General features: G+C 39.6%; 16 protein-coding genes and 9 pseudogenes. 20 read left to right on the top strand and 5 right to left on the bottom strand.

Annotation, left to right across the window (positions count from 1 at the left end; all coding sequences use genetic code 11):
* Positions 1–2: 2 nt before the first annotated feature.
* The 6 genes from NYR89_RS08610 (at position 3) to NYR89_RS08585 (ending at position 6,166) form a co-directional block, all read left to right on the top strand.
* Positions 3–1,349, top strand: a complete 1,347-nt coding sequence (locus tag NYR89_RS08610; protein ID WP_279445487.1) for a tetratricopeptide repeat protein — start codon at positions 3–5, stop codon at positions 1,347–1,349.
* 107 nt (positions 1,350–1,456) lie between these two features.
* Positions 1,457–2,089: an acetyltransferase gene (locus tag NYR89_RS08605; protein WP_279445486.1), complete on the top strand. Its 633-nt coding sequence runs from the start codon at positions 1,457–1,459 to the stop codon at positions 2,087–2,089.
* On the top strand, positions 2,082–3,119 hold the full coding sequence (gene neuB / locus NYR89_RS08600; RefSeq protein ID WP_279445485.1) for an N-acetylneuraminate synthase: 1,038 nt from the start codon (positions 2,082–2,084) through the stop codon (positions 3,117–3,119). Before NYR89_RS08605 ends, neuB begins: the two co-directional genes overlap by 8 nt.
* Positions 3,120–3,170: 51 nt before the next feature.
* Positions 3,171–4,433 carry a cytidylyltransferase domain-containing protein gene (locus tag NYR89_RS08595; RefSeq protein WP_279445484.1) on the top strand — a complete coding sequence of 421 codons (1,263 nt, stop codon included), beginning with the start codon at positions 3,171–3,173 and terminating at the stop codon, positions 4,431–4,433.
* Complete coding sequence (gene neuC / locus NYR89_RS08590; RefSeq protein ID WP_279446669.1) at positions 4,433–5,587, top strand: UDP-N-acetylglucosamine 2-epimerase; 1,155 nt, start codon at positions 4,433–4,435, stop codon at positions 5,585–5,587. The genes NYR89_RS08595 and neuC overlap by 1 nt, the downstream gene beginning before the upstream one ends.
* A gap of 21 nt (positions 5,588–5,608) precedes the next feature.
* Complete coding sequence (locus tag NYR89_RS08585) at positions 5,609–6,166, top strand: DUF5358 domain-containing protein (protein WP_279445483.1); 558 nt, start codon at positions 5,609–5,611, stop codon at positions 6,164–6,166.
* Between the two features lie 196 nt (positions 6,167–6,362).
* Here the strand turns inward: NYR89_RS08585 and NYR89_RS08580 are convergent.
* Positions 6,363–7,549: pseudogene (locus NYR89_RS08580) on the bottom strand (FAD-dependent oxidoreductase).
* Positions 7,550–7,754: 205 nt separating this feature from the next.
* Between NYR89_RS08580 and NYR89_RS08575 the strand changes: the two are divergent.
* Positions 7,755–9,279, top strand: a pseudogene (locus NYR89_RS08575) (YifB family Mg chelatase-like AAA ATPase).
* A 129-nt stretch (positions 9,280–9,408) separates the two neighbouring features.
* Positions 9,409–10,464, top strand: coding sequence for a HupA family protein (locus tag NYR89_RS08570; protein WP_279445482.1), 1,056 nt, complete (start codon positions 9,409–9,411; stop codon positions 10,462–10,464).
* A 64-nt stretch (positions 10,465–10,528) separates the two neighbouring features.
* On the opposite strand, the gene menH is transcribed toward NYR89_RS08570, so the two are convergent.
* Complete coding sequence (gene menH / locus NYR89_RS08565) at positions 10,529–11,293, bottom strand: 2-succinyl-6-hydroxy-2,4-cyclohexadiene-1-carboxylate synthase (protein WP_279445481.1); 765 nt, start codon at positions 11,291–11,293, stop codon at positions 10,529–10,531.
* Entirely contained in the window at positions 11,293–12,999 is a 1,707-nt protein-coding gene (gene menD, locus NYR89_RS08560) for a 2-succinyl-5-enolpyruvyl-6-hydroxy-3-cyclohexene-1-carboxylic-acid synthase (RefSeq protein WP_279445480.1), read from the bottom strand. Before menD ends, menH begins: the two co-directional genes overlap by 1 nt.
* Positions 13,000–13,250: 251 nt before the next feature.
* Here menD and NYR89_RS08555 point away from each other — a divergent pair, with 251 nt between their 5' ends.
* The 6 genes and pseudogenes from NYR89_RS08555 to nagA all read left to right on the top strand — a co-directional run bounded on the left by NYR89_RS08555 (position 13,251) and on the right by nagA (position 18,397).
* Positions 13,251–13,844 carry an SGNH/GDSL hydrolase family protein gene (locus tag NYR89_RS08555; protein ID WP_279445479.1) on the top strand — a complete coding sequence of 198 codons (594 nt, stop codon included), beginning with the start codon at positions 13,251–13,253 and terminating at the stop codon, positions 13,842–13,844.
* A 37-nt stretch (positions 13,845–13,881) separates the two neighbouring features.
* Positions 13,882–14,592 (top strand): annotated as a pseudogene (locus NYR89_RS08550) (N-acetylmannosamine-6-phosphate 2-epimerase).
* Positions 14,580–15,450, top strand: a pseudogene (locus NYR89_RS08545) (N-acetylmannosamine kinase). The pseudogenes NYR89_RS08550 and NYR89_RS08545 overlap by 13 nt, the downstream one beginning before the upstream one ends.
* Positions 15,451–15,470: 20 nt before the next feature.
* Positions 15,471–16,349: an N-acetylneuraminate lyase gene (nanA, locus tag NYR89_RS08540; RefSeq protein ID WP_279445478.1), complete on the top strand. Its 879-nt coding sequence runs from the start codon at positions 15,471–15,473 to the stop codon at positions 16,347–16,349.
* Between the two features lie 49 nt (positions 16,350–16,398).
* Positions 16,399–17,202, top strand: a complete 804-nt coding sequence (nagB, locus tag NYR89_RS08535; RefSeq protein WP_279445477.1) for a glucosamine-6-phosphate deaminase — start codon at positions 16,399–16,401, stop codon at positions 17,200–17,202.
* Positions 17,203–17,253: 51 nt separating this feature from the next.
* A pseudogene (nagA, locus tag NYR89_RS08530) lies at positions 17,254–18,397 on the top strand (N-acetylglucosamine-6-phosphate deacetylase).
* A 69-nt stretch (positions 18,398–18,466) separates the two neighbouring features.
* Here the strand turns inward: nagA and NYR89_RS08525 are convergent.
* On the bottom strand, positions 18,467–19,018 hold the full coding sequence (locus NYR89_RS08525) for an RBBP9/YdeN family alpha/beta hydrolase (protein WP_279445476.1): 552 nt from the start codon (positions 19,016–19,018) through the stop codon (positions 18,467–18,469).
* Between the two features lie 229 nt (positions 19,019–19,247).
* On the opposite strand from NYR89_RS08525, the pseudogene yiaK reads away from it, so the two are divergent.
* The 6 genes and pseudogenes from yiaK (at position 19,248) to NYR89_RS08495 (ending at position 24,923) form a co-directional block, all read left to right on the top strand.
* Positions 19,248–20,245 (top strand): annotated as a pseudogene (gene yiaK / locus NYR89_RS08520) (3-dehydro-L-gulonate 2-dehydrogenase).
* An 82-nt stretch (positions 20,246–20,327) separates the two neighbouring features.
* Positions 20,328–20,792, top strand: coding sequence for a NanQ anomerase/TabA/YiaL family protein (locus NYR89_RS08515; protein WP_279445475.1), 465 nt, complete (start codon positions 20,328–20,330; stop codon positions 20,790–20,792).
* A gap of 149 nt (positions 20,793–20,941) precedes the next feature.
* On the top strand, positions 20,942–21,424 hold the full coding sequence (locus tag NYR89_RS08510; RefSeq protein WP_279445474.1) for a TRAP transporter small permease: 483 nt from the start codon (positions 20,942–20,944) through the stop codon (positions 21,422–21,424).
* Positions 21,421–22,694: pseudogene (locus tag NYR89_RS08505) on the top strand (TRAP transporter large permease subunit). The gene NYR89_RS08510 and the pseudogene NYR89_RS08505 overlap by 4 nt, the downstream one beginning before the upstream one ends.
* Positions 22,695–22,835: 141 nt before the next feature.
* The gene (locus NYR89_RS08500; RefSeq protein WP_279445473.1) at positions 22,836–23,822 is read left to right on the top strand and encodes a TRAP transporter substrate-binding protein; all 987 of its coding nucleotides are present in this window, start codon (positions 22,836–22,838) and stop codon (positions 23,820–23,822) included.
* 115 nt (positions 23,823–23,937) lie between these two features.
* Positions 23,938–24,923: pseudogene (locus NYR89_RS08495) on the top strand (TRAP transporter substrate-binding protein).
* 93 nt (positions 24,924–25,016) lie between these two features.
* Here the strand turns inward: NYR89_RS08495 and NYR89_RS08490 are convergent.
* Positions 25,017–25,954 (bottom strand): annotated as a pseudogene (locus NYR89_RS08490) (substrate-binding domain-containing protein).
* Positions 25,955–26,052 lie beyond the last annotated feature (98 nt).

Here is a 26,052-nt window from a genome sequence, read left to right as displayed (position 1 = left end):
ATATGAAACGTAAGAATTATGTGAAAAAGCTATTTAATGAGCAGAAGTATCAAGAAGTTATTAATCACTTAATAAAAGTAGAATTAGAAAAGCTAGATTCGGAGTCACTTAGATATTTGTCAATTAGTTTCTTTAAAACTAAAAAATTAGCATTGTGTATTAAGGCCTGTAAAGTTTTAGAAAATCATACCCCTTTAACGGATTATTTTATTTATGAGATGTTAGCAGAGTGTTATTGGTTAAGAAATGATCTTGAATATTCGCAATTCTATTTTGAGAAAGCATTAGAACTGAATTCTAAACTGTTAAGTGCAAAATATAAAAATTTTATCTTAAAGTATAGATTAGGCAAAGCATTAGATATTTTTGAACTCAGAGAAGTAGAAGAGATTGCAAAGAAAAATGGTAAAGCAGATCTACTTAAACTTTTGTGTTGTATTAAATTTAAAGAAGGTATCAATACTTCTCTTTTAAAAGATATGTCCTATGCTATTGAACTTTCCGATAAGAATACTGCTTCAGACTATATTATGTTATCAGAGTTACATAAAAATACAGGAAATTTCACTTCATCTCATCGATATAAACAATATTTTTATCATAGTTTATTTAAGTCTAATTTTATTGATAACAATGAAAATAATTTATTTGTTACTTTATCATCTAATATGGATTTTATTCTATCTAAATATCCATTTAAAGGTGACAGATTAAACTTAGTTGATCTCTCGGAGAGTTATTATATGTTATCTATCGAGAGTATTGCCAAGAAGATCATAGAGTTACAAAAGATTAAACGATATAAAAAAATATCTATTGTTGGACTGTCAAAAGGTGGTACTGTCGCCATTATGTTGATTAATCTTTTGCAAGAACATCTTCCAGATATCATGATTAAGGCTGTTGCTTGTTCACCTCAAATAGCACTTTGGCCATTTAATCAAAATCTTTCAGTTTTAAGCTATAGAAGTTTGGCAGAGAAGATCGCTTGCAATCCTATCTTAGAGAAATTAATTTTGAAAGCAAAGGAATATATCAAATTTAAAATTAAAGATGAGAATTTATTATCTATATTTTATGGAAATAAATTTATGATGGATGTGAATGAGATAAACAGGATATCAGACTATGAAAATGTGGATATTATCAAATTAAATTTTTCTGGTCATGCGACAGGTATTCCATTAACAATTCCGGAAAATAAGACTAAAGAAGAGTTAAGAGGAAAATATGAGAACTTGATTGTAGATAATGATAGTCAAGAATTAGACGGGAATATTGTAGATATCTTAGATGAAATCTATGCAATTTATAGTGATCCTGACATGCGTTTGTATAAGTTCTTATAAACGTCGTTCAATCATATCTATAAGAATTTTCTCACTTATATCGTTATATCCGGAATAGAGTGATGAATGATATCAAAGTATTTCTAAATTTATCTTAGGAAGAAAAAATGAAACAGAAAGTTATTTTTATTGGTGCCGGAGGTTACGCTAAATCTGCGTTAGATTCCTTAAATAAAGAATTATATGAGTTTTATGGATTTATCGACAGCTTAAAACCCGTAGGCAGTTCCCATTTGGGATACCCTATATTGGCAAAAACAGTAAAAGAATTTACTGATAGAGATGATTATTGCTATTTCATTAGTATTGGTGGTAATGAGAGTCGTTCGAGAAAGTTTCTTTCTCTACAAGAATTAAATTGCAAAATTATTAGCGTAATAGATAAATCAGCGATTGTTTCAGAAAGAAGTGAATTAGGTATTGGGGTTTTTATCGGAAAATTATCTATTGTCAATGCGGGAACTAAGATTGGTAATAACGTTATTATTAATACTAAGTCATTAATTGAACATGGTTGCTGTATTGAAGATCATTGCAATATTTCAACTAATACAACATTAAATGGCGATGTATTTGTTTCCGAATATTCGTTTATAGGTAGTTCTTCGATTATTAACGGGCAACTTCATATTGGTAAAAGAGCTGTAGTAGGTTCTGGAGCCGTAGTGACAAAAAATGTCATTTCGGAAACCGTAGTCGCCGGAGTTCCGGCAAGAATCATCAGGAATATAAATGAGTAAAGTATTTATTGTTGCGGAGATTGGCTGTAATCATAACGGCGATCCTGCATTAGCGAAAAAAATGGTTGAGGTAGCCAAAGCATGCGGTGTAGATGCAGTAAAATTTCAAACCTTTAAGGCTGACAAATTAATTTCAAAATATGCACCGAAAGCGGAATATCAAAAAGTAACAACCGGTACGGCGGATTCTCAATTAGAAATGACACGTAAACTGGAGTTACCGTACGATGAGTTTGTAAAGCTAGACGTTTACGCACGTTCATTAGGTCTAGAAGTCTTTTCTACACCGTTTGATTTTGAATCAATTGATTTCTTGGCAAGTCAACGACAAAAAATATGGAAAATTCCGTCCGGTGAATTAACTAACTTACCCTATTTGGAAAAAATTGCCCGTTTACCGATTGAAGGAAAAACAGTCATTATTTCAACTGGAATGGCAACGATTGAAGAAACTCAATGTTCACTTCAAGTACTGGAAGTGAATGGTATGGCAAAAAAAGATATTACTATATTACATTGTAATACCGAATATCCGACACCTTATGAGGATGTGAACCTAAATGCTTTTCATCAGTTGAAACAAGAATTTAGTGAATATCGCTTAGGTTTTTCTGACCATTCTGCCGGTTATTTTGCAGGACTTGCGACAGTACCTTACGGTATTACGTTTATTGAAAAACATTTTACCTTAGATAAAAATTTTGAAGGGCCGGATCACAAAGCCTCTGTGACGCCGGATGAGCTAAAATTGTTATGTGAAGGGATTCGGGCAGTTGAGAAGTCGTTAGGTTGTTCGAAAAAAGTCGTAACACGTTCTGAAATGAAAAATAAAATTGTGGCACGTAAATCCATTATTGCCGCTCGAGCGATTAAAAAAGGCGAAGTGTTTACCGTTGAGAATCTTACCACTAAACGACCGGGTAATGGCATCAGTCCAATGTTTTGGTATGAGGTATTGGGCAAAACGGCAGAACAGGATTTTGAAGAAGATCAGTTAATTGCTGACAGTCGTTTCGAAAATCAAATGTAATATGTTGCCCGCCTATTGGAGGGCATATTTAACAGATAAGCGGTAAAATTTATGAAAAAAATAGCCATTATTACAGCACGTGCAGGCTCAAAAGGCTTGCCGAATAAAAATGTTTTATTGGTAAACGGGAAACCGTTAATTGTCTATTCGATTGAGGCGGCAATACAGTCAGGTGAGTTTGAAAAAATTATTGTGAGTACTGATTCGCAAGAATATATTGATTTATTGTCTCATTATCCGATCGAATTTCTAAAACGAGCGGCACATTTAGCGAGTGATAATGCCAGTTCATTTGTGGTGATTGAAGATGTACTAAAACAGTATCATGCAATCAAATTTGATTATTTTGTCTTATTACAGCCGACCTCTCCGTTACGGACGGCAAAACATATTAAAGAAGCCTGTAAAAAATTTGAACGTCATTTTGAGCAATTTGATTTTTGTGTTTCAGTATCGGATGTACATAAACCAACTTCATTAACTTTTCCGATTGATGAAGATGGGAGTCTCAAGCATTTCCAGTTAGATTATACCAATTATACTCGTCAACAATATCGACAAGAATATTCTCCGAATGGTGCGATTTTTATCGCAAAACCAACAGCTTATTTAGAACAAAAACACTTCTTTGGTACTAAATCTTTAGCTTATTTTATGGAACGAGAAAAAGCAGTAGATATTGATGATCGGCAAGATTTTGAATACTTCTATTTTCTTACTCAGCGGCAAAAACGTTTTGAACTTTTATTAAATCGTATTAAGCAAAGAATTACTGACAAAACCATATTATTCAATCAGGCTAAACCAATCACTTTGATCGGTCATTCAATTTTAGATCAATGGGATATTCAAACTTTAAGAGGGTTGGAAGTAAATAATTTAGGGATCTCAGGAATTACTACACAGCAGTATTTATCTCTCATTTTAAATCAACCACTTATTCAGCAACTGGGCGAGAAAGTGATTTTGATGCTAGGTACAAATGACATTGTTTATCCGGATTGGAGTAAAGAGGAAATTGCTCACAATATTCAAAGTGTAATTCAGAAATTACGACACATTAATCCTACAGTAGAAATCTATTTCCTAGAAATTACACCGACTGCTTTACGAGTAGATCGTAATAATACGGAAATTAAAACATTAAATGTGTATTTGAAGCAATATTTGCAAGATGTGATTTGGGTAGATTTAGCTGAGCAGTTCAGTGATAAATACCAAAAACTTAACTTGGAATATAGTGATGACGGTTTGCATTTTAATGTAAAAGGCTATGAAAAATTGACCGCTATTTTGGAGCAGAAGATACAATGATTAAACGCATTGCATATATAACCGGTTCAAGAGCCGAGTATGGTATTGTCAAACGACTACTAAAAAAGTTAAATGAAGATACTGAACTGAATTTTTCTTTGGTTGTTACTGCCATGCATTTGGATGCACAATATGGAAAAACAGTAGAACTCATTGAAAAAGACGGTTTTGATATTGCGACTCGTATACCGTTAACCTTGAATGCTGAGAATAATCAAACGATTATTCATTCTATGGCGGAATGTTTAGATGATTTCGGTAGGCATTTTCAACAGCATAAATATGATGCGGTTATGATATTAGGGGATCGCTATGAGATGCTTGCGGTTGCAACGGCGTACGCAATACATAACATTCCTTTGATTCATTTACACGGTGGAGAACAGACGCTCGGTAATTATGATGAATTTATTCGTCATTGTATTACGAAAATGTCGAAGTTACATTTAACTGCAACTGAAGCATATAAAAAACGAGTAATTCAATTAGGTGAGGCTCCTCAATATGTACATAACATAGGTTCATTAGGTGCGGAAAATAGCTTGTTGCTGATGTTACCAACTAAAGCAGAATTGATCTCTAGCCGAGAGATACCGAATACACCTTATTTTATGGTAGTATTTCATCCGGAAACATTGAGTGAACAACCTGTATTGGAACAAGTAGATCAGCTTCTAGTCGCTTTAGAGTCGTTTAAATCGAATTATCAATTTGTGTTTATTGGCTCAAATTCGGATACAAATGCTGATCAAATTTTTAAACGTCTGCAAGATTATGCTACGAAACATCATTATAAGTTTTTTACTTCGGTAAAGCCGGAAGAGTATTTAGCCTTAATTAAATATTCTGCCGGTTTAATCGGTAATAGTTCGTCAGGTTTATTAGAAGCTCCAAGCTGTGGTGTCGGTACGGTAAATATTGGCAATCGCCAGCAAGGCAGAGTTCGCGGAGAAAGCGTGATTGATGTGGAAACGACTAAAGAAGCGATTAAAGCAGGGATTGAACGATTAATTTCACTTGATTTTCAACAGTGTTTACCACGAATGATAAACCCATATTATCAAGATAATGCGATGGAAAACGCTTATCGAATCATCAAAACGTTTTTGGCAGATGAAATGATTTCACAGCCGAAAGCATTTTACGATTTATAATAAAATCAAAAAAGGTATTTTATGCGAAATAAGTGGTTAATATTAGCCGTTGTTGGACTTGTGACAGCTTGTTCATCTTCCAATTCTCTACAAGAAACTTTCCCCGGAGAGTTTGCTAATGCGGATTATATACTTTCGGATTCAGATGCTCAGCGTTGGGTTATTGCCAGTCAGCAGGCTGAGCAGTGTATTTATCCGAATTTAACAAAGATTCAACAACAGGCTTTTAGTAAAGAAGATTCATATATTCACTCACAATATGTATTTTTCTATCCGTTAGAAGAGCTTATTGGCGAGCAATATGTAAAAATTATTCAAGATGATGAGAAAGCGATGGGCTATGCTCAATATCAATTTAAAAAGTTTAAAAATACTCAAGAATTTGAGCCATTAGATAAGAAACAATGTCAAATCTTAAGAGAAAAAGCTAAAGCCGACTTAGCCGTTGTAAAAGGTCAGTATAAAAGCGGTATGGTTGAGGAAACCAAATCAGATGCTAAAAATGGCGATGGTGTGGCGACTAATCAAAATAAATTCTTTTTTGATATTATCAAATGGGGGTCAGCACTCTTATTGTAATTTGGCTTGAAACAGTATTGTCCATCGGTTAGAACAATGTTCAAGGACTGAGTTTTATACAAGATTAAAGTCAGGCATTATGTAGAAGTTGTACAAAAGTTTATTTGTAGGGGCGAATCGTATTCGCCCCTACATTATTGAAGCCAATTAGTCACTTTGTGCATTTGCTACATAATTTCGTTAAATTCAGTCCTTTTTATTTGGTATAGTATCTAGATGATAAGCCTATCGCATAGCGTAATGCTTTTTTCTTGAGTGGCGTGATTTTTTCCGCCAGTACCAAGCCTAAATTGCGGGCGACTTTTACCGGCAATAACTCGGTTTTGAAGGTTTTATAAAAGACATCCATACCAGTTTGCATCAATAAATTGTCGGGTTTACGTTTATGTTCATAACGTTTAAGCACCGCTTCATTTGCAAAGTTTTCGCCTTTTTTGACCGCTTGTTCAATCACTTCCAATAACACTTGCACATCTTTAAAACCGAGATTGACGCCTTGTCCGGCAAGCGGATTAATAGTGTGTGCCGCATCGCCAATCAATACTACGCCGTTTTTGACGTAATGTTGAGCGTGTTGACGAGTGAGTGGAAAACCGGCGGCATTGACTACTTCCACTTTGCCTAAACGGGCAGGGAAATGTTGCTGAATTTCGGCGGTGAGCTTTTCTGAAGACAGTTGTTTTAGCTGAGTAATGCGTTGCGGAGCGTCATACCATACGACACAACCGTTGTGATCTGATAGAGGTAAAAATGCACGAGGGCCACTCGGGAAGAATTGTTGCCAGGTAACCGATTGTTGCGGTAATTCGGTTTTCACCGTGGCAAGCAAACAATGTTGGCGATATTGCCAGCTGGTTAGCCCAATACCCGCCCAGCTACGCACTTGTGAGTTTGCGCCGTCCGCCGCAATTAGCAGTGGGGCAGTAAATGTTTGCTCATCAACGGTTACCGTCCATAATTGTTCGTGATAATTTGCAGAAATTTGCGAAAATCCGACCGCTTGTTGGCAGTTTGGATATTGGTTTAAGGCTTGCCATAAACCAAGCTGAATCGCATTATTTTCTACCATAAAGCCGAGCTTATCCAAGCCGATTTCCGCCGCATGAAAAGCGGTATTAAACCCTTCGATTTCCCACGTTTCCAAACCGTCATACGGGCAAACTCGCAATTGGCTGATTACTTGCCACGCACCCAGTTCTTCAAGCAGTTTAACCGAGGTAATACTGATAGCGGAAATACGTAAATCATAAGCGGCATTCGCATCAAATGAGGGAAGCGGATTTTTTTCGATTAACGCGATATTTAACCCTTGTTTCGCCAAGCCGAGCGCCGCCACGCCCCGACCATACCGCCACCGATAATGATAATATCCTGTGTTTTCATTTTGCCCCTCATTTGCTGAATGTTGATGCCCTATTATAACGTTTTAATTACCGGAACTAACTCAATATTTAGTGCTTTTAGGATTTTTAGCTTGGATTTGATAGAGAGGAAACCTATTTTTGCGATCCTGATCGAGAAAAGTGATTTTGTTACTGTGCTTATGTGACTTTATCTTTTACCCTCCTAACAATTTGTAGGAGGGAAGATGTCTTTAGCCATTGTTTATAGCCGTGCATCGATTGGTGTAGAAGCACCGTTGGTAACGATTGAAGTGCATTTGAGTAATGGAAAACCGGGGCTAACGATTGTCGGCTTACCGGAAACCACGGTAAAAGAGGCGGGCGATCGGGTGCGTAGTGCATTAATGAATGCCAATTTTATGTACCCTCCGCGCGGATCACCATTAACCTGGCACCAGCGGACCTGCCTAAAGAGGGTGGGCGTTTTGATCTGCCGATCGCAATTGGGATCTTAGCGCCTCAGGGCAGATGGATTCGGATCGCTTAAAACAGTTTGAGTTTTTAGGGGAATTGGCTTTAACCGGTACGTTACGAGGCGTTCACGGCGTGATTCCGGCGGTAATTTCCGCCGAAAAAGCCAAACGACAGATGATTATTGCCCGCCCGAATGTGAATGAAGCCTCGTTAGTTTCGAATGCCGAAACCTATTTTGCCAGTTCATTATTGCAGGTGGTGAATTTTATGAATAAGCGGGACAGCCTGCCGATTGCTCAGCAGATTCCGCAAAAAACACAAGAAATTCAACCGCTTGTAAAACGTGATTTAACCGACATTATCGGGCAACAGCACGCTAAACGAGCGTTGATGATTGCGTACGCCGGACAACATAATTTACTTTTCCTTGGCCCTCCCGGTACCGGTAAAACAATGCTCGCCAGCCGTTTAGCGGATTTGTTACCGGCAATGAGTGATGACGAAGCGATTGAAACCGCTTCGGTCACCAGTTTGGTACAAAACGAATTGAATTTTCATAACTGGAAAGAACGCCCGTTTCGTTCACCGCATCACAGTGCATCTATGGTGGCGTTGGTGGGGGGCGGCTCTATTCCTAAACCCGGTGAAATCAGTTTGGCGCACAATGGTGTGCTTTTTTTAGATGAGTCGCCTGAGTTTGAACGTAAAGTATTGGACGCATTACGTCAACCGTTGGAAGCCGGTGAGATTATTATTTCTAGAGCGAATGCTAAGGTGCAATTCCCCGCCAGTTTTCAATTAATTGCGGCAATGAATCCCAGTCCAACAGGACATTATCAAGGCACGCACAATCGAACTTCTCCGCGACAAGTAATGCGTTATCTAAATCGTTTATCCGGCCCGTTTTTAGACCGTTTCGATCTCTCCATCGAAGTCCCTTTATTACCGAAAGGTGCATTACAAAATAGTGATAACCGGGGCGAAACCACAGAACAAGTACGTAAGCGAGTGCTTTCGGCAAGAGAATTGCAAATGGCGAGAGCCGGAAAAATTAATGCCAAGTTAACCACCAAAGAAATCGAACGTGATTGTCGCCTTGCAGAAAAAGACGCACTATTTCTAGAAAATGCTTTGACCAAATTAGGGCTTTCAGTGCGTGCTTATCATCGAATCTTAAAGGTTTCTCGCACAATTGCGGATCTGGCTAATGAACCTAATATTCAACAAAATCATCTTGCAGAAGCATTGGGATATCGAGCTATGGATAGGTTGTTACAGAGATTACAAAACAATTAAATTGTAAATTAATGTGTATTTAATATATTTATGTATTATTATGTATTCTCATTTTTACATAAAGGGGGAATTGGTTTTAATAAGAAACCAATAATTTTTTATTCTATTTCTAATAATAAGGATTTATATATGAAGACTATAACAAAATTAGTACCAATGATAATGGTCTGTTTAATAACAGTCGCTTGTGGGAGTGGAGGTTCATCAGGAACATCTAAGCAATCAACAATTGATACCGGAAAACCTAATAAGATGAATACATCTACTCCAAAATCAACCAAACAGGCTGAAACTCGACCAAAAGACGTGGAAACTAAAAAAGAATCAATTAAGAAAGAGGTAACCCCATCAATCATGGATTCTGTAAAGAAAGACCTTCATACTGATGACTTATCGCCTATAACCCAGCCATTAAATAATAAACGTATCGAAGAAAATAATATTCATCAAAGTAATGAAGATATTCTTAAAGGATTGGAAGTTAAAGATATTAATTCTGGTATTATCACTATTTCTGATGTTGTTTTGAATCTTAAATTAGATGACAACAAGAATGTAAAAATATCATTATTAAATGAAGATCCAAATCGAAATAATCTCCTGATTGCAAATAGAATCTCAAATTCAGAAATTAAAACCTTGAATGATTCGACAGGAAAACTGTTAGGATATTATGGATATATGCAATTAAATCAAGTAAAGCAGGGGGAACGTGAAGGTATTGATAGCAGAAATCTGAATGATCATTATCTGTTATCGATGAATGATAATGAGAAAAGACGTCCGGCTAACTCATTGGTATATAAAGGAAATATGTTTTACCAATATACAGAAGGATCGAATGAGAAGTTAGAAGCCAGTGTTTCAGCTAAATACAATCATGCTGATAAGAAATTATCAATGGATATTTCAGGTAAGGGAGATGATTATTGGCAACTAGGAAATACTGGAAGTACTAAATTACTAACGAGTAAAGTAAATGGTGCGTCGGTCGATCAAGACGGTACAATCTTGAATGCCAAATTATATTCGAAAGTTGAGGGTGATTTGTCTAAATTAACCCCTGATGCTAATTTTTCTGGGGGACTGTTTGGTAAAAATGGAGAAGTGTTAGCCGGTAGTGCAATTAGTCCTAAATGGCATGGTGTTATTGGTGCGAAAGCAACGGAAACAAATCATAAGTAAAATTTTTAGTTATCACTTTTAAGAAATTAAGAAAAGTAAAAGCTATCCAATGGGGATAGCTTTTTTACTTTTCTATCAATCCAAGTAAACAATTGAGGAAAGCCTGTGGGTTTTCCGTGTGTACATTATGACCGGCATCAGAAATAATATGATGATTGAGATTATTATCGCAGACCATTTTTCGGAATTTCCGATCTTTCTCACCGATTAAAAAGGTAATATTCCAATTTTTTTCTATTAATAAGGGTTGGTAATATGTTTGCTTTGCAAGACTGGTTGCTTCAAGCATTGTTGCAATGGCTATCCCATGGTTATTTTGCCGTTTTTGGATCAAATTTGACCGCTGGTGTAGGTCTAAATTGGCAAAAACCGCTTGTTGATACCAATCATTTAACACGGTTGTCATAGGCTCTTGGCGGAAACGTTCCGCCCATTGCTGATCATTTTGCCAACGAGTTTGGCGTTCCGTATCCGTTGCTAAACCGATATTTGCCCCTTCAAGAATGGTATGTTTGAGATGAGGATTATGGGCATTGAGTGTATAGTCCAAAGCTAAACGTCCACCTAACGAATAGCCGATCAAATAAAAAGCCTGATTGCCAATATAATGTAGGATAGTTTGATGAATGAGCTCTCTAGCGTGAGTAAAACCATGGCAGGCGATATGTTCGCTTGCACCGTGTAAGGGGAGATCTATGGTCAGCGGTCGAATTTCCGGAAAATTTTGCAAGCGGTCTAATACCGCTTGCCAATCTTGTTGTGAACCGAGTAAACCGTGCAGAAAAACTACCGGTGTACCCGTTTCACTGTGCCATGTTGCATGGAGCATTAGGCAATTTCCGCTTGAGAGATTTGTTTGATTAATGATTTATACAGGTTACTACCGTCCTGATCATTTACCTTAATTTCAACGATAGTCACGCCTTTACGTCCGTAAGCAAGTTTTAGTTTGGCTTTTAAATCAGCCCAAGTAAATGGACGGATATATTCAATGCCGAACATTGTTGCAATCGGGGCAAATTCATAGTTATGTGCTAAACGATAGAATTGTTCTTTCGCTTTTGCTTCGACCGGTAGCATATCGAAAATCGCACCACCGCTATTGTTAATCACGAATAAAATGCAAGGGTGATTGATTTTGTTGAGTAATGCAACCGAGTTCAAATCGTGTAGAGCGGAAATATCGCCAATGACACCTACGGTCGGTTGACCGCTACCTTGTGCGACACCTGCCATGGTTGCAATTAAACCGTCAATACCGCTAGCACCACGATTGGTATAAACAGGATAACCCTCTGGCAATTTGCATAGAGCATCGACTAAACGCACAAATAAACTATTGCCGATAAACAAATTACCGTTAGTCGCCAATACTTCTTCAATATGGTGTGCCAATGATGCTTCATTTAAGCTACCACCTACCTGTTGTTCAATAAAACCGGCACAGAATTGTGAAAGCGCCAATGGTTCTAATAGCCACGGTTTTTGGCGAAGTGGCGGATGCACACGTAAGAAATGATGTGCTTTGGCGATAAAGCGTGTTTGATGATGTGCGAACGGATTTAAATAATCGCTATATTCATCAACTTGCCAAAATTCACCTTTGAAGGCTTCAAGGAATTTGTTGACTCGCTTGCTGACAATTTGGCTACCGAATTGAATCACGATATCCGCTTGTAATAAGCGTTGGTGAACCGTATTGTTCGACAACCAAATATCTGCGTATGGTAAACTCGCATCTACACAAGATTGCACATCAGTAAGTAAGCACCAACCGAGCGTTTCCGCCCATGCTTTAATGCCGATACCTTGTTCAACCGGTAATTTACCCACCACAATCACGCCACGTTTGGTACGCCAATAATCCCAATTTTCGTGCATTGATACTTCGCTTTGAATCGTTTGGCTATTGATCCATTTGGTTTGTGGATTGATTAACCAACTTTGAAGTGGTTTCAGCCAAGGGTGCGTACTAATAGCATTTTCATCTGCTTCATATAACGGTTCTGCGAAAGGTGCGTTGATATGTACCACACCACCTTGTTGGTTTTGGGTGACACAAGCCTGTTCAATCGTTGCGGCTAGCCAAGCCGCATTATAATGCTCTGCCGGTTTTGGTAAGTTAACGCTTGCCACCGGATAATTCGCAAAAATTCCTGGTTGTTGAATCGCTTGATTTGCACCACAACCGATTAATTCCGGCGGTCGGTCTGCAGACAGAACAATAAGTTTATGGTGAGTAAGACTTGCCTCAATAACTGCCGGATAAAGATTAGCAACTGCGGTTCCTGATGTCACGATAATAGCGACAGGATCATTAGTTGACTTGGCAATCCCGAGGGCAAAGAAGCCTAATCCGCGTTCGTCAAAGTGGCTATGACATTGAGCTAATTGGCTTTGCTGTAGTTGGATTGCTTCAAGTGTCAATGGGGTGGAACGTGATCCCGGTGCAATACAAAAATGTTTTACGCCATAACCTAATAAGGCGTTCACAATCACTTTTGCCCAAGAGCGGTTAAAGGTGCTTACTGTCATATCTCTTCTCTGTGCTTTATAACGGGTTTAATTATCATTAAATAAAAGAATTGTAGCAAAATCTACGAAAAATAGTTGGAAAATTACCATTTGTTAGCCATTTTATTTCATTTTTATTGAATTGTTTTTCTGCTGGATAACAAAATTAATGAGAAGTACTTCACATATTTTGAACATTATAAATGAAAATTACGCCATTAAGTTTATAATAAATGGTGTGTTTATTCATAAGTGGTGCGAGGTTTGGAGAAATGTTATCAGATGAGGATATTTTCCTACGTTATCAAGCTAAAAGCCAAGAATTTCAACGTATTGTGGAAGTCAGTTTGTTAGGTCATTCTTTGTTCGATATGTGGAATGATTGGCAAAATGAAATTACTTTTAATGGTAAATCAGTAGCAAATTTAGGCATTTCTGGCGTGAGTACCCGCCAATACTTGGATGTGATAGCGAAACCTCAGCGTATTACTTCATTAGGGCAAAAGGTTTTCTTGTTCTTAGGCGTAAACGATATTGTGAAAGAGCCTGACTATTCTCCTGCCCAAGTCTTGCATTGGTTATTGCAAATAATTGAAAAAATTCAACCGCTTGCAATGCCAAATACCCATTATTTCTTGCTAGAAGCTACGCCAGTTCGCCATATAAATACGGTTACGAACAGCCAAATTCAGCGACTTAATGCCTATCTCAGCGAACATTGTCCGGCAAATCTAACTTTTGTTAAAACCTTTGATGCATTTGCGGATTCAGAGGGAAATCTCAATGCGACATTTACGACGGACGGTTTGCACTTCAATTTACAGGGTTACGCGATCTTGCGTCGCTTATTAGAGGCGTATGTGTAATATGTGTCGGAAAGCATAACAGACTCAAGGAGTTTATATGTCAAAATTATCTCATACAGAAGTATTGAATACGATTCAAAATGGTTTGATTGCTTCGTGTCAGCCGGTTGATGACGGTCCGATGGACAAGCCGGAGATTGTCGCCGCAATGGCACAAGCCTCAATTATCGGAGGCGCAAGCAGGGTTACGTATTGAAGGGGTAGATAATTTAAAAGCAACGCGTCCGACAGTAAAAGCACCGATCATTGCGATTGTCAAACGTGATTTATCGGATAGCCCGGTACGCATCACCCCATTTTTACAAGATATTGAAGATTTAGCGCGACTGGTGCGGATATTATTGCGGTGGACGGCACGGATCGGGTACGACCGGTCACGATTGAAGCGGCGTTGAAACGGATTCACGAATTAGGTTGTTTGGCAATGGCGGACTGTTCGACCTTGGCAGAGGGTTTATACTGCCAGCAACTCGGTTTTGATATTGTCGGAAGTACGATGTCGGGTTATACCGGTGGCGAAGTACCGAATGAACCGGATTATCAGTTAGTTAAAGACTTAAAAGCGGCAGGTTGTTTTGTGATGGCGGAAGGGCGTTATAACTCCCCTCAACTGGCTAAAACCGCGATTGAGATCGGTGCGGATTGTGTTACGGTTGGTTCGGCATTAACGCGTTTGGAGCATATTGTCAGCTGGTTTGCTGATGAAATAAAAGCGCAAAAGTCTAAGGGGAATGTATGCGTTGTTTAGCATTAGATATTGGCGGTACTAAGATTGCCTCGGCATTAGTCGAAAACGGTGTGATCTCCCAACGCCGACAAATCAGCACGCCACAACAAGATGCGGCGGAAGCGATGCACCACACTTTGGCGGACATTTTGCAACAGTACCAAGGACAGTTTGATGCAGTTTCAGTAGCTTCAACCGGCATTATCAATAACGGTATTTTAACCGCATTAAACCCAAAAAATTTAGGTGGATTAGCCTTCTTTCCGTTGCAAGAAAGTATTGCAAGTCATACTGACAAACCGATTTTCTTACTCAATGACGTGCAAGCGGGCTTGTGCCGAATATCAACATCAAGATAAACAAGCGGTCGAAAATTTTGTGTTCATTACCGTTTCAACCGGTGTCGGTGGCGGCATTATCCAAAACGGCAAATTGCTAACCCAACCGAATGGCGTAGCAGGGCATATCGGACATACTTTAGCGGATCCGAACGGACCAATTTGTGGCTGTGGTCGCCGAGGCTGTGTGGAAGCGGTTGCTTCTGGACGAGCTATCGAAGCGGTTTCAGGCCAATGGACGGAACCCTGTACCCCGAAACAAGTGTTTGAGCAATTCCGAGCGAGCAAAGTACAAGCGGTCGAATTAGTCGAAAAATCTGCAAAAGCGATCGCCAATTTAGTGGCGGATTTAACCATTGGTTTGGATACGCAAAAAGTGGTGATCGGCGGCAGTGTCGGCTTGGCAGAAGGGTATTTGCCACTCGTGCAAAAATACTTAGCCGAAATGCCACATTTCTATCATTGTGAATTGGAAGGCGCGAAATATGGTGGCGATGCTGGTTTAATCGGTGCAAAAGCATGGGCGGAACAACATTTTTAATTAAATTTAAGGAACATAATATGAAAAATTTAACCGGTATTTTTAGTGCATTACTCGTGGCATTCAACGAGGACGGCTCAATTAATGAGCAAGGTTTACGCCAAATTATTCGTCATAATATCGACAAAATGAAAGTAGATGGGTTATATGTCGGTGGTTCAACTGGCGAAAACTTTATGCTTTCTACCGCAGAGAAAAAGGAAATTTTCCGTATCGCAAAAGACGAAGCGAAAGATCAAATTGCATTGATTGCACAAGTGGGAAGTGTCAATTTACAGGAAGCGGTTGAATTAGGTAAATATGCCACCGAATTAGGCTATGATTGTTTATCAGCGGTGACACCGTTCTATTACAAATTTAGTTTTGCTGAAATTAAACATTATTACGACACTATTATTGCGGAAACCGGCAACAATATGATCGTCTATTCGATTCCGTTCTTAACCGGTGTGAATATCGGTGTAGAGCAGTTCGGCGAATTGTATAAAAATCCGAAAATTTTAGGGGTGAAATTTACCGCCGGCGATTTCTATTTATTAGAACGCTTGAAAAAAGCCTATCCGAACCATTTAATTTGGGCGGGCTTTGATGAAATGATGTTACCAGCGGTGGCACTAGGTGTGGACGGTGCAATCGGTTCGACCTTTAACGTGAACGCACCGCGCGCTCGTCAAATTTTTGAATTGACCAAACAAGGTAAATTGGCGGAAGCGTTAGCGGTACAACACGTGACCAATGATTTGATTGAAGGCATTTTAGCGAACGGTTTATATCTCACCATTAAAGAATTACTTAAATTACAAGGTGTAGAAGCCGGTTATTGCCGTGAACCGATGACCGCTAAAGCAACCGACAAACAACTTGAAGTGGCAAAAGCACTTTATGCAAGATTTTTATAAAATTTGACCGCTTGTTGTACACATATAACAATAATAATGAGGAAATATTATGCGTCTTATCCCTTTACAAACGAGTGAGCAAGTAAGTCGCTGGGCCGCTCGTCATATTGTTGAACGCATCAATCAATTTAAACCGACTGCGGATCGCCCTTTTGTATTAGGTTTGCCGACCGGCAGTACGCCACTACAAACCTATCAGGAATTGATTCGTTTATACCAGGCCGGTGAAGTGAGCTTTAAATATGTAGTTACGTTTAATATGGATGAATATGTCGGCTTACCTAAGAAACATCCGCAAAGTTACCATACTTTTATGCACCGTAACTTCTTTGACAATATCGATATTCAACCGCAAAATATCAATATTTTGGACGGCAATACCGAGGATCATGATGAGGAATGTCGCCGTTATGAAGAGAAAATTCAGTCGTACGGCAAAATTCACCTGTTTATGGGCGGTGTCGGTGTGGATGGTCATATTGCGTTTAACGAACCGGCTTCTTCTTTACGTTCACGTACTCGGATTAAAACTCTTACTGAAGATACTTTGATCGCAAATTCTCGCTTTTTTGACAATGATGTTACCAAAGTACCGAAATATGCGTTAACCATTGGGGTGGCGACATTACTTGATGCGGAAGAATTGATGTTACTGATTACTGGCCATAATAAAGCGTTGGCATTACAGGCTTGCGTTGAAGGAGCGGTAAACCATATGTGGACGGTCAGTGCTTTGCAACTGCATGAACGAGGTATTGTGGTGTGTGACGAACCGGCAACTCAAGAACTCAAAGTCAAAACCGTGAAATATTTCACCCAATTAGAAGCCAATGCAATTCAAAGCGTGTTGTAAGTTTTAAGGTCTGTTACACTATTAACAGACCTTTTCCTTTGGAGAACAAGAATGAAATATGCTTTCACCAACAGTGTAATTTATACCGCTAAAGATGTGTTATATGGGCACGCAGTTATTATTGAAGATGACAAAATTCAAGCGATTGTACGCGAAGAACAATTAGCGGACGATATCCAACGTATTGATTTAAAAGGGCATAATCTCACCGCCGGTTTTATTGATTTACAGCTAAATGGCTGTGGCGGCGTAATGGTAAACAGTGAACCAACAGTTCACACTTTTGAAATTATGCGACAAACCAATTTACGTTCCGGCACGACAAGTTATTTGCCGACCTTTATTACTGCACCTGATGAGGGGATGAAGCAAGTAGTCGCGGCGATGCGTGATTATTTGCAGAAATATCAAAACCAAGCGCTCGGCTTGCATTTGGAAGGCCCTTATCTCAGCCTTGAGAAAAAAGGCGTACACCGTGCTGAATATGTGCGTGAAATCAGCCCTGAAATGCGCAGTTTTTATGTGATAACGCTGATGTGATCACCAAAATTACCTTAGCGGCGGAAAACCCGACCGCAAAAGCGATTCCCGATTTTGTGAAAAGCGGCATTATTGTGTCGGTTGGGCATTCGAACGCGACTTATGAAGTGGCAAAACAAGCGTTTGCTAACGGTGCAACCTTTGCTACCCATTTACACAATGCGATGTCGCCGATCAGTTCCGGACGTGCAATGGGCGTTGTCGGCGCTGTGTTAGACAGCGATGAGGTTTATACCGGTATTATCGTGGACGGTTTACATGTAGAATTTGGTAATGTCAAAATCGCCAAACGAGCTAAAGGTGACAAGCTTTGTATCGTCACCGATGCTACCGCGCGGCAGGTGCGGATATCGAACAATTTGATTTTGTCGGTACCACGGTGTATGTGCGTGACGGTAAATGCTATGACGTTAACGGCACTTTAGGCGGTGCATCAATTACGATGATCGAATCGGTTAAAAATGCGGTACAGGAAGTGGGGATTCCGTTAGATGAAACGCTGAGAATGTGTAATTACTATCCGGCGAAAGCGATTGGTGTTGAGGATCGCTTAGGTTCGATTGAAGTGGGCAAAATTGCGAATCTGACCGTTTTTACCAACCGTTTTGAGGTAATTGGTTGTGCGGTAAACGGCGAATGGCAAGTTTTTAATTAATCAAATGATTGACCTTCTCAATTGAGAAGGTCATTTTTATCTGGTAAAGAATAAGAAAAATTTGACCGCTTACGCTTTAAGGATTAACACCTTTTTGAGTAAATCTAATAAAACAGGTAGCTCGGTTACACCTTGTCGGTCAATAAAATGTCCACCCTGTGCCAAACGAATATAGTCCGCCTGTAAATATTGTGCCAACCTATCGCTAAATAAATGTGGCACAATCTCATCATCTAAGGCAGAAATCACATAAGATTTTGTCGGCAAACAAGCGGTCTGATTTGCGTAAAAAGTTGCAAATGAATCCAGCTCCGGCAAAGTCGGCAATTTTTCATAAAAGCCGGAAACAAAAATTGCGGTATTCACTTTTTGTTGTGTCGCCGCCAGATAATTCAGTAACGCAATACAGCCCAAGCTATGCCCGATCAACACAGTCTCTTCATTTAATTTCAGTGTATTTTTATGATGTTCCAACCACGCTTGCGGATTCGGGTTATTGGCATCCGGCATTGCCAAACACTCACACTCAACCCCCAATTTTTCCAATGCTTGTTTTAACCACGGAAACCAATTTCGGCTCGGATTCGCCGTATAACCATGAGTTACATATACTTTTTTCATTATTTATCCTTTTTACTTGTCATTGCGAAAACGTTTGCTTTGTACTTAATTTAGCCCAAAAAATTGACTTTGGAAAGTGAGATCTCTGTCACAAATTGACAAAAAATTTTATAACTGCTTGATTATAAAGAACTTTTATTTTTCTCATTTAATTGACTTCCTTAGTGGCGAAGCGTAACTTATGAAACACCATTTTACTATTTGAAACGACATAAATTAGAGGTGTCCAATGAGAGTTTCTTATCAAGATTTAAAAGCTGAATTTAAACGTGTTTTATTGGCTCGTAACGTACGTGAAGAAATTGCCGAAGAATGTGCAACCGTATTTGCCGATACCACTCAGGCGGGTGCGTATTCACACGGGGTAAACCGCTTCCCACGTTTTATTCAGCAGTTGGAAAACGGTGATATTGTACCGGAAGCTGTTCCGACTAAAGTGCTTTCATTGGGTGCAATCGAGCAATGGGATGCTCATCAAGCCATTGGTAACCTCACTGCGAAAAAAATGATGGATAGAGCGATGGAACTCGCTTCACAAAATGGTATCGGAGTGGTGGCGTTGCGTAATGCAAACCACTGGATGCGTGGCGGTTCTTATGGCTGGCAAGCGGCGGAAAAAGGCTATATCGGTATCTGCTGGACCAATGCGTTAGCGGTAATGCCGCCTTGGGGGCAAAAGAATGCCGTGTCGGTACTAACCCGTTAATTGTTGCCGTACCGACCACGCCAATCACAATGGTGGATATGTCTTGCTCAATGTATTCCTACGGTATGTTGGAAGTTCATCGCTTACAAGGCCGTCAGACTTTTGTTGATGCTGGTTTTGATGATGACGGTAATCCGACCCGTGATCCAGCAACCGTTGAGAAAAACCGCCGTTTAATGCCAATGGGCTTCTGGAAAGGTTCTGGCCTATCAATCGTGTTAGATATGATTGCAACCTTACTTTCTAACGGTGAATCTACTGCGGCGGTAACCGAAGATAAAGATGACGAATATTGTGTTTCACAAGTATTCATTGCGATTGAAGTGGATCGTTTAATCGACGGTAAAACCAAAGACGAAAAACTTAACCGCATTATGGATTATGTAAAAACCGCCGAACCGGCAGATCCGAATGTACCGGTACGTTTACCGGGACACGAGTTCACCACCATTCTTGCCGATAACATCGCAAACGGTATTCCGGTGGATGAAACCGTATGGGCGAAATTGAAATCGTTGTAAATGACATAACTCTCTCCCCTTGCGGGAGAGAGGAACTAATACAAGCGGTCAAATTCTTTAAACATTTTACGAGGAACAAACGATGTTTTTCGGACACATTTCAAACTACAACCCAAAACAATATCCTGAAGCGATTCAATACGCATTGCATTATTTAAAAAACACCGATTTTGATGCGATGGAAGCCGGAGTTTACGAGCTGAAAGGCAGAGATATTTATGTCCAAGTATTGGATTTGGAAACCAAAGACATTTCAGCATTCCAACCCGAAGTTCACCGTAATTACTTAGATGTGCAATATCTTCACAAAGGTAAAGAGAAAATGGCATTTGCAGTAGATAGTGGTAAGAATCCGATTCACACTGCTTATCTACCGGAACGAGATATTCAGTATTATCAAACGGTCGAAAATGAGCAAATTTTTACCTGTGGAGTTGGTAATTTTGCCGTGTTTTTCCCGGAAGATTGCCATAGAACAGCGATTTTTAACGGTACGGAGAAAATCCGCAAAATAGTAGTAAAAATTGCAATGTCTGAAATTAAGTAAAACGCTCCCCTCTTTGAAAAAGAGGGGCTGGGGGAGATTTTTTAGACACTTCAATATCGTACAAATCTCCCTAACCCCTCTTTACTAAAGAGGGGGATCTTACAAGTAGTAAAAAAATTCTAGATTTTTACAAACTCAAGGAGCAACAGATGAAACCCATCGCTCAATTCGTTGGAAAAGCTATTGAAGCCTTTGCCGTGATTATTTTATCGGCAATGTCAATTTTAGTTTTCCTTAATGTGGTACTGCGTTATGGCTTTAACAGCAGTATTAATGTAACAGAAGAAGTTTCTCGCTATATGTTTGTATGGCTTGCCTTTTTAGGGGCAGTATTGGCATTTAGTGAAAATCAACACGTTAGTGTTACCGTGTTAACTGAGAAACTCTCTCCTATTGCACGTAATGTTTTAAAATTGTTTACCGATGCGGCAATGTTATTCTGTTGCTACCTCATCGTTGATGGTAGTTGGATTCAATTCCAACTCAATCTTGGAAATCTTGCACCTATCTCAGGTTTACCACAAGGTATTACTTTCCTTGCAAGTGTGGTTTCAGGTGTGTTAATCGGTATTTTGATTATTGCAAGAATGGTGACAAATGTGACCGCTTTAGTTAAAGGAGAAGCACAATGACTGTCGTAATTTTCCTTTCGGTATTACTTGGTGCAATTATTTTAGGGATTCCGGTTGCGTTTGCTTTATTGATTTGTGGCGTAGCATTAATGCTTCACTTAGATTTATTTGATGCACAAATTCTTGCCCAACAAATTGTTAGCGGTGCAGATAGCTTTTCGCTCATGGCGATTCCGTTCTTTATTCTCGCTGGTGAAATAATGAATGAAGGCGGACTTTCTAAACGTATTATCGACTTACCGATGAAATTAGTCGGTCATAAACGCGGTGGTTTAGGTTTTGTAGCGATTCTTGCCGCGATGATTATGGCGAGCCTTTCCGGTTCGGCAGTAGCGGACACTGCGGCTGTGGCGGCAATGTTATTACCGATGATGAAAACGACCGGCTACCCGATTGACCGCTCAGCCGGTTTAATCGGTACCGCAGGTATTATCGCACCGATTATTCCGCCAAGTATTCCGTTTATCGTATTCGGCGTTGCAAGTGGTGTATCCATCACAAAATTATTCTTAGCGGGGATTTTCCCCGGCATTATGATGGGGATCTGTTTAGCCGCACTCTGGTGGTGGCAAGCCAAACGCCTTGATTTAATGACCTTCTCAAAGGCGACTAAACAAGAACTTTGTATTTCATTTAAAAACAGTATTTGGGCGTTAATGTTGCCGGTGATTATTATCGGTGGTTTCCGTTCAGGTATGTTCACCCCAACCGAAGCCGGTGCGGTAGCAACTTTCTATGCGTTAGTGGTTTCACTATTCGTTTATCGTGAATTGAAATTCAAAGACCTCTACAAAGTGATTTTAGCGGCCAAAACCACTGCAGTGGTAATGTTCTTAGTCGCGCGGCAAACGTAACCGGCTGGTTAATTACCGTGGCGGAATTACCGACTATGTTAACCGAATTGCTTGAGCCGTTAATCGAAAGCCCGACAACGTTATTATTAGTGGTGATGTTAGCGGTATTCGTGATCGGTATGGTGATGGATTTAACTCCAACCGTTTTAATCTTAACCCCGGTGTTAATGCCGTTAATTGAAGAAGCGGGAATCGACCCGGTTTACTTCGGTGTGTTATTTATTCTTAACACCTCAATCGGCTTAATTACTCCACCGGTCGGTAATGTATTAAACGTAATTACCGGCGTGTCAAAACTACCGTTTGACCAAGCGGCAAAAGGCATTATGCCGTACCTATTTATGATGATTGGTTTATTACTGCTCTTCGTATTCGTACCGGATTTAATTTTAGTACCGTTAAGCTGGATGCAGTAAAAAATTAGCTCCCCCTCTTTGGTAAAGAGGGGGCTGGGGGGAGATTTTTAGGCTCTTCAATATTGTACAAATCTCCCCTAACCCCTCTTTACTAAAGAGGGGAACTAGACAACAAATTCCCAACCTACTTAGGAGACCCCTATGAAATTTTTTAATCTAAAAACTTTATCAGCTTTCGTTGCCAGTGCAGTGGCATTTTCAGGTGTAGCAAATGCGGAAATTTCGCTTCGCTTCGGTTATGAAGCACCACGTTCCGACAGCCAACACGTTGCGGCGAAAAAATTTGATGAATTATTGAAAGACAAAACCAAAGGGGAAATTAAACTTAAATTGTTCCCGGACAGCACATTAGGTAACGCACAAACTATGATCAGCGGTGTGCGTGGCGGTACGATTGATATTGAAATGTCAGGTTCACCGAACTTCACCGGTCTAGAACCGAAATTAAACGTGATTGATATCCCGTTTATCTTTAAAGATCGTGAACACGTTTACAAAGTGTTAGACGGTGAAATCGGTCAAGGTTTATTACAAGACCTTGAAAAACAAGGCTTAAAAGGCTTAGCATTCTGGGATGTCGGCTTCCGTGCCTTCTCTAACTCAAAACACGCAGTTAATAAACCTGAAGACATCAAAGGCTTAAAAGTTCGCACCAACCAAAACCCAATGTACATTAAAGCATTCAGCTTATTGGGCGGCAACCCGGTACCGATGCCGCTTTCCGAACTTTATACCGCACTTGAAACCCGTGCGGTGGATGCACAAGAACATCCAATCGGTATTTTCTGGTCGGCAAAATTATATGAAGTGCAAAAACATTTAAGCTTAACCAACCACGGCTACACACCATTAATCGTCGTGATGAACAAAGCTAAATTTGACGGCTTAACACCGGAATTGCAAAAAGCGGTGTTAGACGCAACAAAAGAAGCGGGTCAATTCCAGCGTGATCTCAACGTGAAAAACGAAAAAGACATTATCGAAAAACTTCGCAAAGCCGGTGTAGAAGTGATCGAACAAGTAGATAACGCACCGTTTAAAGCGGCAATTGAAGCGGAAGTTCGTAAAGACTTTATCGAAAAACACGGCAAAGAATTAGTCGAAAAAGTAGATGCCCTAGCTAAATAAGCCATGACAAGCGGTTTGATTTACAAAATTTTTTGTAAATCAGACCGCTTGTTCTTCTCTCCCTCAAGGGGAGAGGGTGTATAGGAAACTGCTTAGTACCTTTTTGGAGAACGTTATGAAATGTTTTAATCTTAAAGCACTTGCGACATTGGTTGCGAGTTTCTCTTTATTTAGCGGCGTTCAGGCGGCGGAGACCACTTTCCGTTTCGGCTATGAAGCACCACGTTCCGACAGCCAACATATTGCCGCCAAAAAATTTAACGAGTTATTACAACAAAAATCCAATAAAGGATTAAAACTGAGCTTATTCCCCGATAGCACGCTCGGTAATGCGCAAACGGCAATTAGCGGTGTACGTGGCGGTACGATTGATTTAGCGATGTCCAGCTCCTCAAACTTCACAGGGCTTGCCTCCGAATTAAACGTGATTGATATTCCGTTTATTTTTAAAGATCGCGACCACGCCTACCAAGTGTTAGACGGCGAAATCGGACAAACACTGTTGGCAAAACTCGAAGCACACGGCTTAAAAGGTTTAGCGTTCTGGGAAGTGGGCTTCCGTGGCTTTACCAACTCCAAACATCCGGTGGCCAAACCGGAAGATATTAAAGGTTTGAAAGTTCGCACCAACCAAAACCCGATGTATATCAAAGCATTTTCGATTTTAGGCGCAAATCCGGTGCCGATGCCGCTTTCCGAGCTTTATACCGCATTAGAAACCAAAGCGGTAGATGCGCAAGAACACCCTATTGGTATTGTATGGTCAGCAAAACTATATGAAGTGCAAAAATATTTCAGCCCGACCAATCACGGCTATACACCGCTGATTGTGGTGATGAACAAAGCCAAATTCGATGCACTGCCGGCGGAGCAACAAAAAGCACTTAGCGAAGCGCCCTCGAAGCGGGCAAATACCAACGCCAACTCAATTTAGATAATGAACAAGGCATTATCGAGAAAATGAAAAAAGCCGGTGTAGAATTTGTCGAAAAACTGGATACTGCTCCGTTTAAAGCGGCGGTTGAAGGCGAAACTCGCAAAGCCTTTATTGAAAAAAATGGCGACAGTCTTATCAAACAAATTGATGCGTTAGCGAAGTAGTTTAACGTTATTATGTCAACTGGTTAGGTAAAAAATAACCAGTCCTACAACTAAAATAGGACTGGTTATAAAGTTGAATTTACAATTTAGGTATTAATAATTTTTCTTCGCTTCGGCTTGATCAACAACTACAGGGTCAATGTAGTAAACTTCAGGGATTTCTTGTTTATTAATTTTTTTGATTGCATATTCAATCGCTACAGCGACTTGTTTTTTCGGTAATTGGTCGATAGTATTTTGCATTTTACCTTGTTTGACGTATTCAATCGCAAGTGGAATACCGTCATAGCCGGTTACTAGGACTTTTCCGGCTAAACCGGCATTTTCAACCGCAGTGACAGCACCTATAGCCATATTATCATTTGCGCGAAAATACCTTGAATGTTTGGATTAGCCGTTAAAATATTGGTTGTGACGTTTAAGGCTTGTTCTGTTTCCCAATTCGCAGATTGAGAAGCAACAATTTTAATATCCGGATATTCTGAGAATGCTTTTAATGCGCCGGCTTTACGTTGTTCACCATTATCTACACCGGGTATTCCTTCAAGCATAGCTACGTTACCTTTTTTGCCGATAGCTTCGGCAAGATTTTTAGCTTCTAAGTAACCGCCGTTGAAATTATCAACTCCGACATAGTTAAATTTTAAGCCTGCTTTTTTAGTCGCTTCCGCATCAAGGCGTACGTCTAAGTCAATAATAGGAATACCTGCTTTATCTGCTTTTTGGAAAGCCGGAATGAAAGCAATAGAGTCATTTGGGGTAACGATAATTGCATCAACTTTTTTCGCAATCATATTTTCAACTAAACCGACAAGTTGCTCCGTAGAATCCTCTTTTTCCGCAACTTGAATTGTTAAATCTACATTCAATTTTTTAGCTGTTTCTTCAGCCCCTTTTTGCATAGAAATGAAATATTCGTTACTTAATGTTTTCATCAGTAAAGCAATTTGAGGTTTTTCCGCGGCAAAAAGAGAAGTTGAAATCGCTAATGCACTTGCGATAAGCGTTGTTTTGAATAATCTAGCTTTCATAATTAACTCCATTGGGTTTATGGTCAGATAACTAATCATAATCCTAAAAGAAAATTAATTTGAAAACAGTGATATGGCTCGCAAAATTTAGAAAGAAA

This window comes from Actinobacillus arthritidis (assembly GCF_029774155.1).
In the GTDB taxonomy this organism is placed as follows: Bacteria; Pseudomonadota; Gammaproteobacteria; order Enterobacterales; family Pasteurellaceae; genus Actinobacillus; species Actinobacillus arthritidis.
This window is presented reverse-complemented; position numbering and strand designations above follow the sequence as displayed.

Coding starts and splice junctions, on each gene's coding strand:
- NYR89_RS08610 (WP_279445487.1), top strand. CDS start 3: ATGAAACGTAAGAATTATGTGAAAAAGCTATTTAATGAGCAGAAGTAT.
- NYR89_RS08605 (WP_279445486.1), top strand. CDS start 1,457: ATGAAACAGAAAGTTATTTTTATTGGTGCCGGAGGTTACGCTAAATCT.
- neuB (WP_279445485.1), top strand. CDS start 2,082: ATGAGTAAAGTATTTATTGTTGCGGAGATTGGCTGTAATCATAACGGC.
- NYR89_RS08595 (WP_279445484.1), top strand. CDS start 3,171: ATGAAAAAAATAGCCATTATTACAGCACGTGCAGGCTCAAAAGGCTTG.
- NYR89_RS08585 (WP_279445483.1), top strand. CDS start 5,609: ATGCGAAATAAGTGGTTAATATTAGCCGTTGTTGGACTTGTGACAGCT.
- NYR89_RS08570 (WP_279445482.1), top strand. CDS start 9,409: ATGAAGACTATAACAAAATTAGTACCAATGATAATGGTCTGTTTAATA.
- menH (WP_279445481.1), bottom strand. CDS start 11,293: ATGCTCCATGCAACATGGCACAGTGAAACGGGTACACCGGTAGTTTTT.
- menD (WP_279445480.1), bottom strand. CDS start 12,999: ATGACAGTAAGCACCTTTAACCGCTCTTGGGCAAAAGTGATTGTGAAC.
- NYR89_RS08555 (WP_279445479.1), top strand. CDS start 13,251: ATGTTATCAGATGAGGATATTTTCCTACGTTATCAAGCTAAAAGCCAA.
- nanA (WP_279445478.1), top strand. CDS start 15,471: ATGAAAAATTTAACCGGTATTTTTAGTGCATTACTCGTGGCATTCAAC.
- nagB (WP_279445477.1), top strand. CDS start 16,399: ATGCGTCTTATCCCTTTACAAACGAGTGAGCAAGTAAGTCGCTGGGCC.
- NYR89_RS08525 (WP_279445476.1), bottom strand. CDS start 19,018: ATGAAAAAAGTATATGTAACTCATGGTTATACGGCGAATCCGAGCCGA.
- NYR89_RS08515 (WP_279445475.1), top strand. CDS start 20,328: ATGTTTTTCGGACACATTTCAAACTACAACCCAAAACAATATCCTGAA.
- NYR89_RS08510 (WP_279445474.1), top strand. CDS start 20,942: ATGAAACCCATCGCTCAATTCGTTGGAAAAGCTATTGAAGCCTTTGCC.
- NYR89_RS08500 (WP_279445473.1), top strand. CDS start 22,836: ATGAAATTTTTTAATCTAAAAACTTTATCAGCTTTCGTTGCCAGTGCA.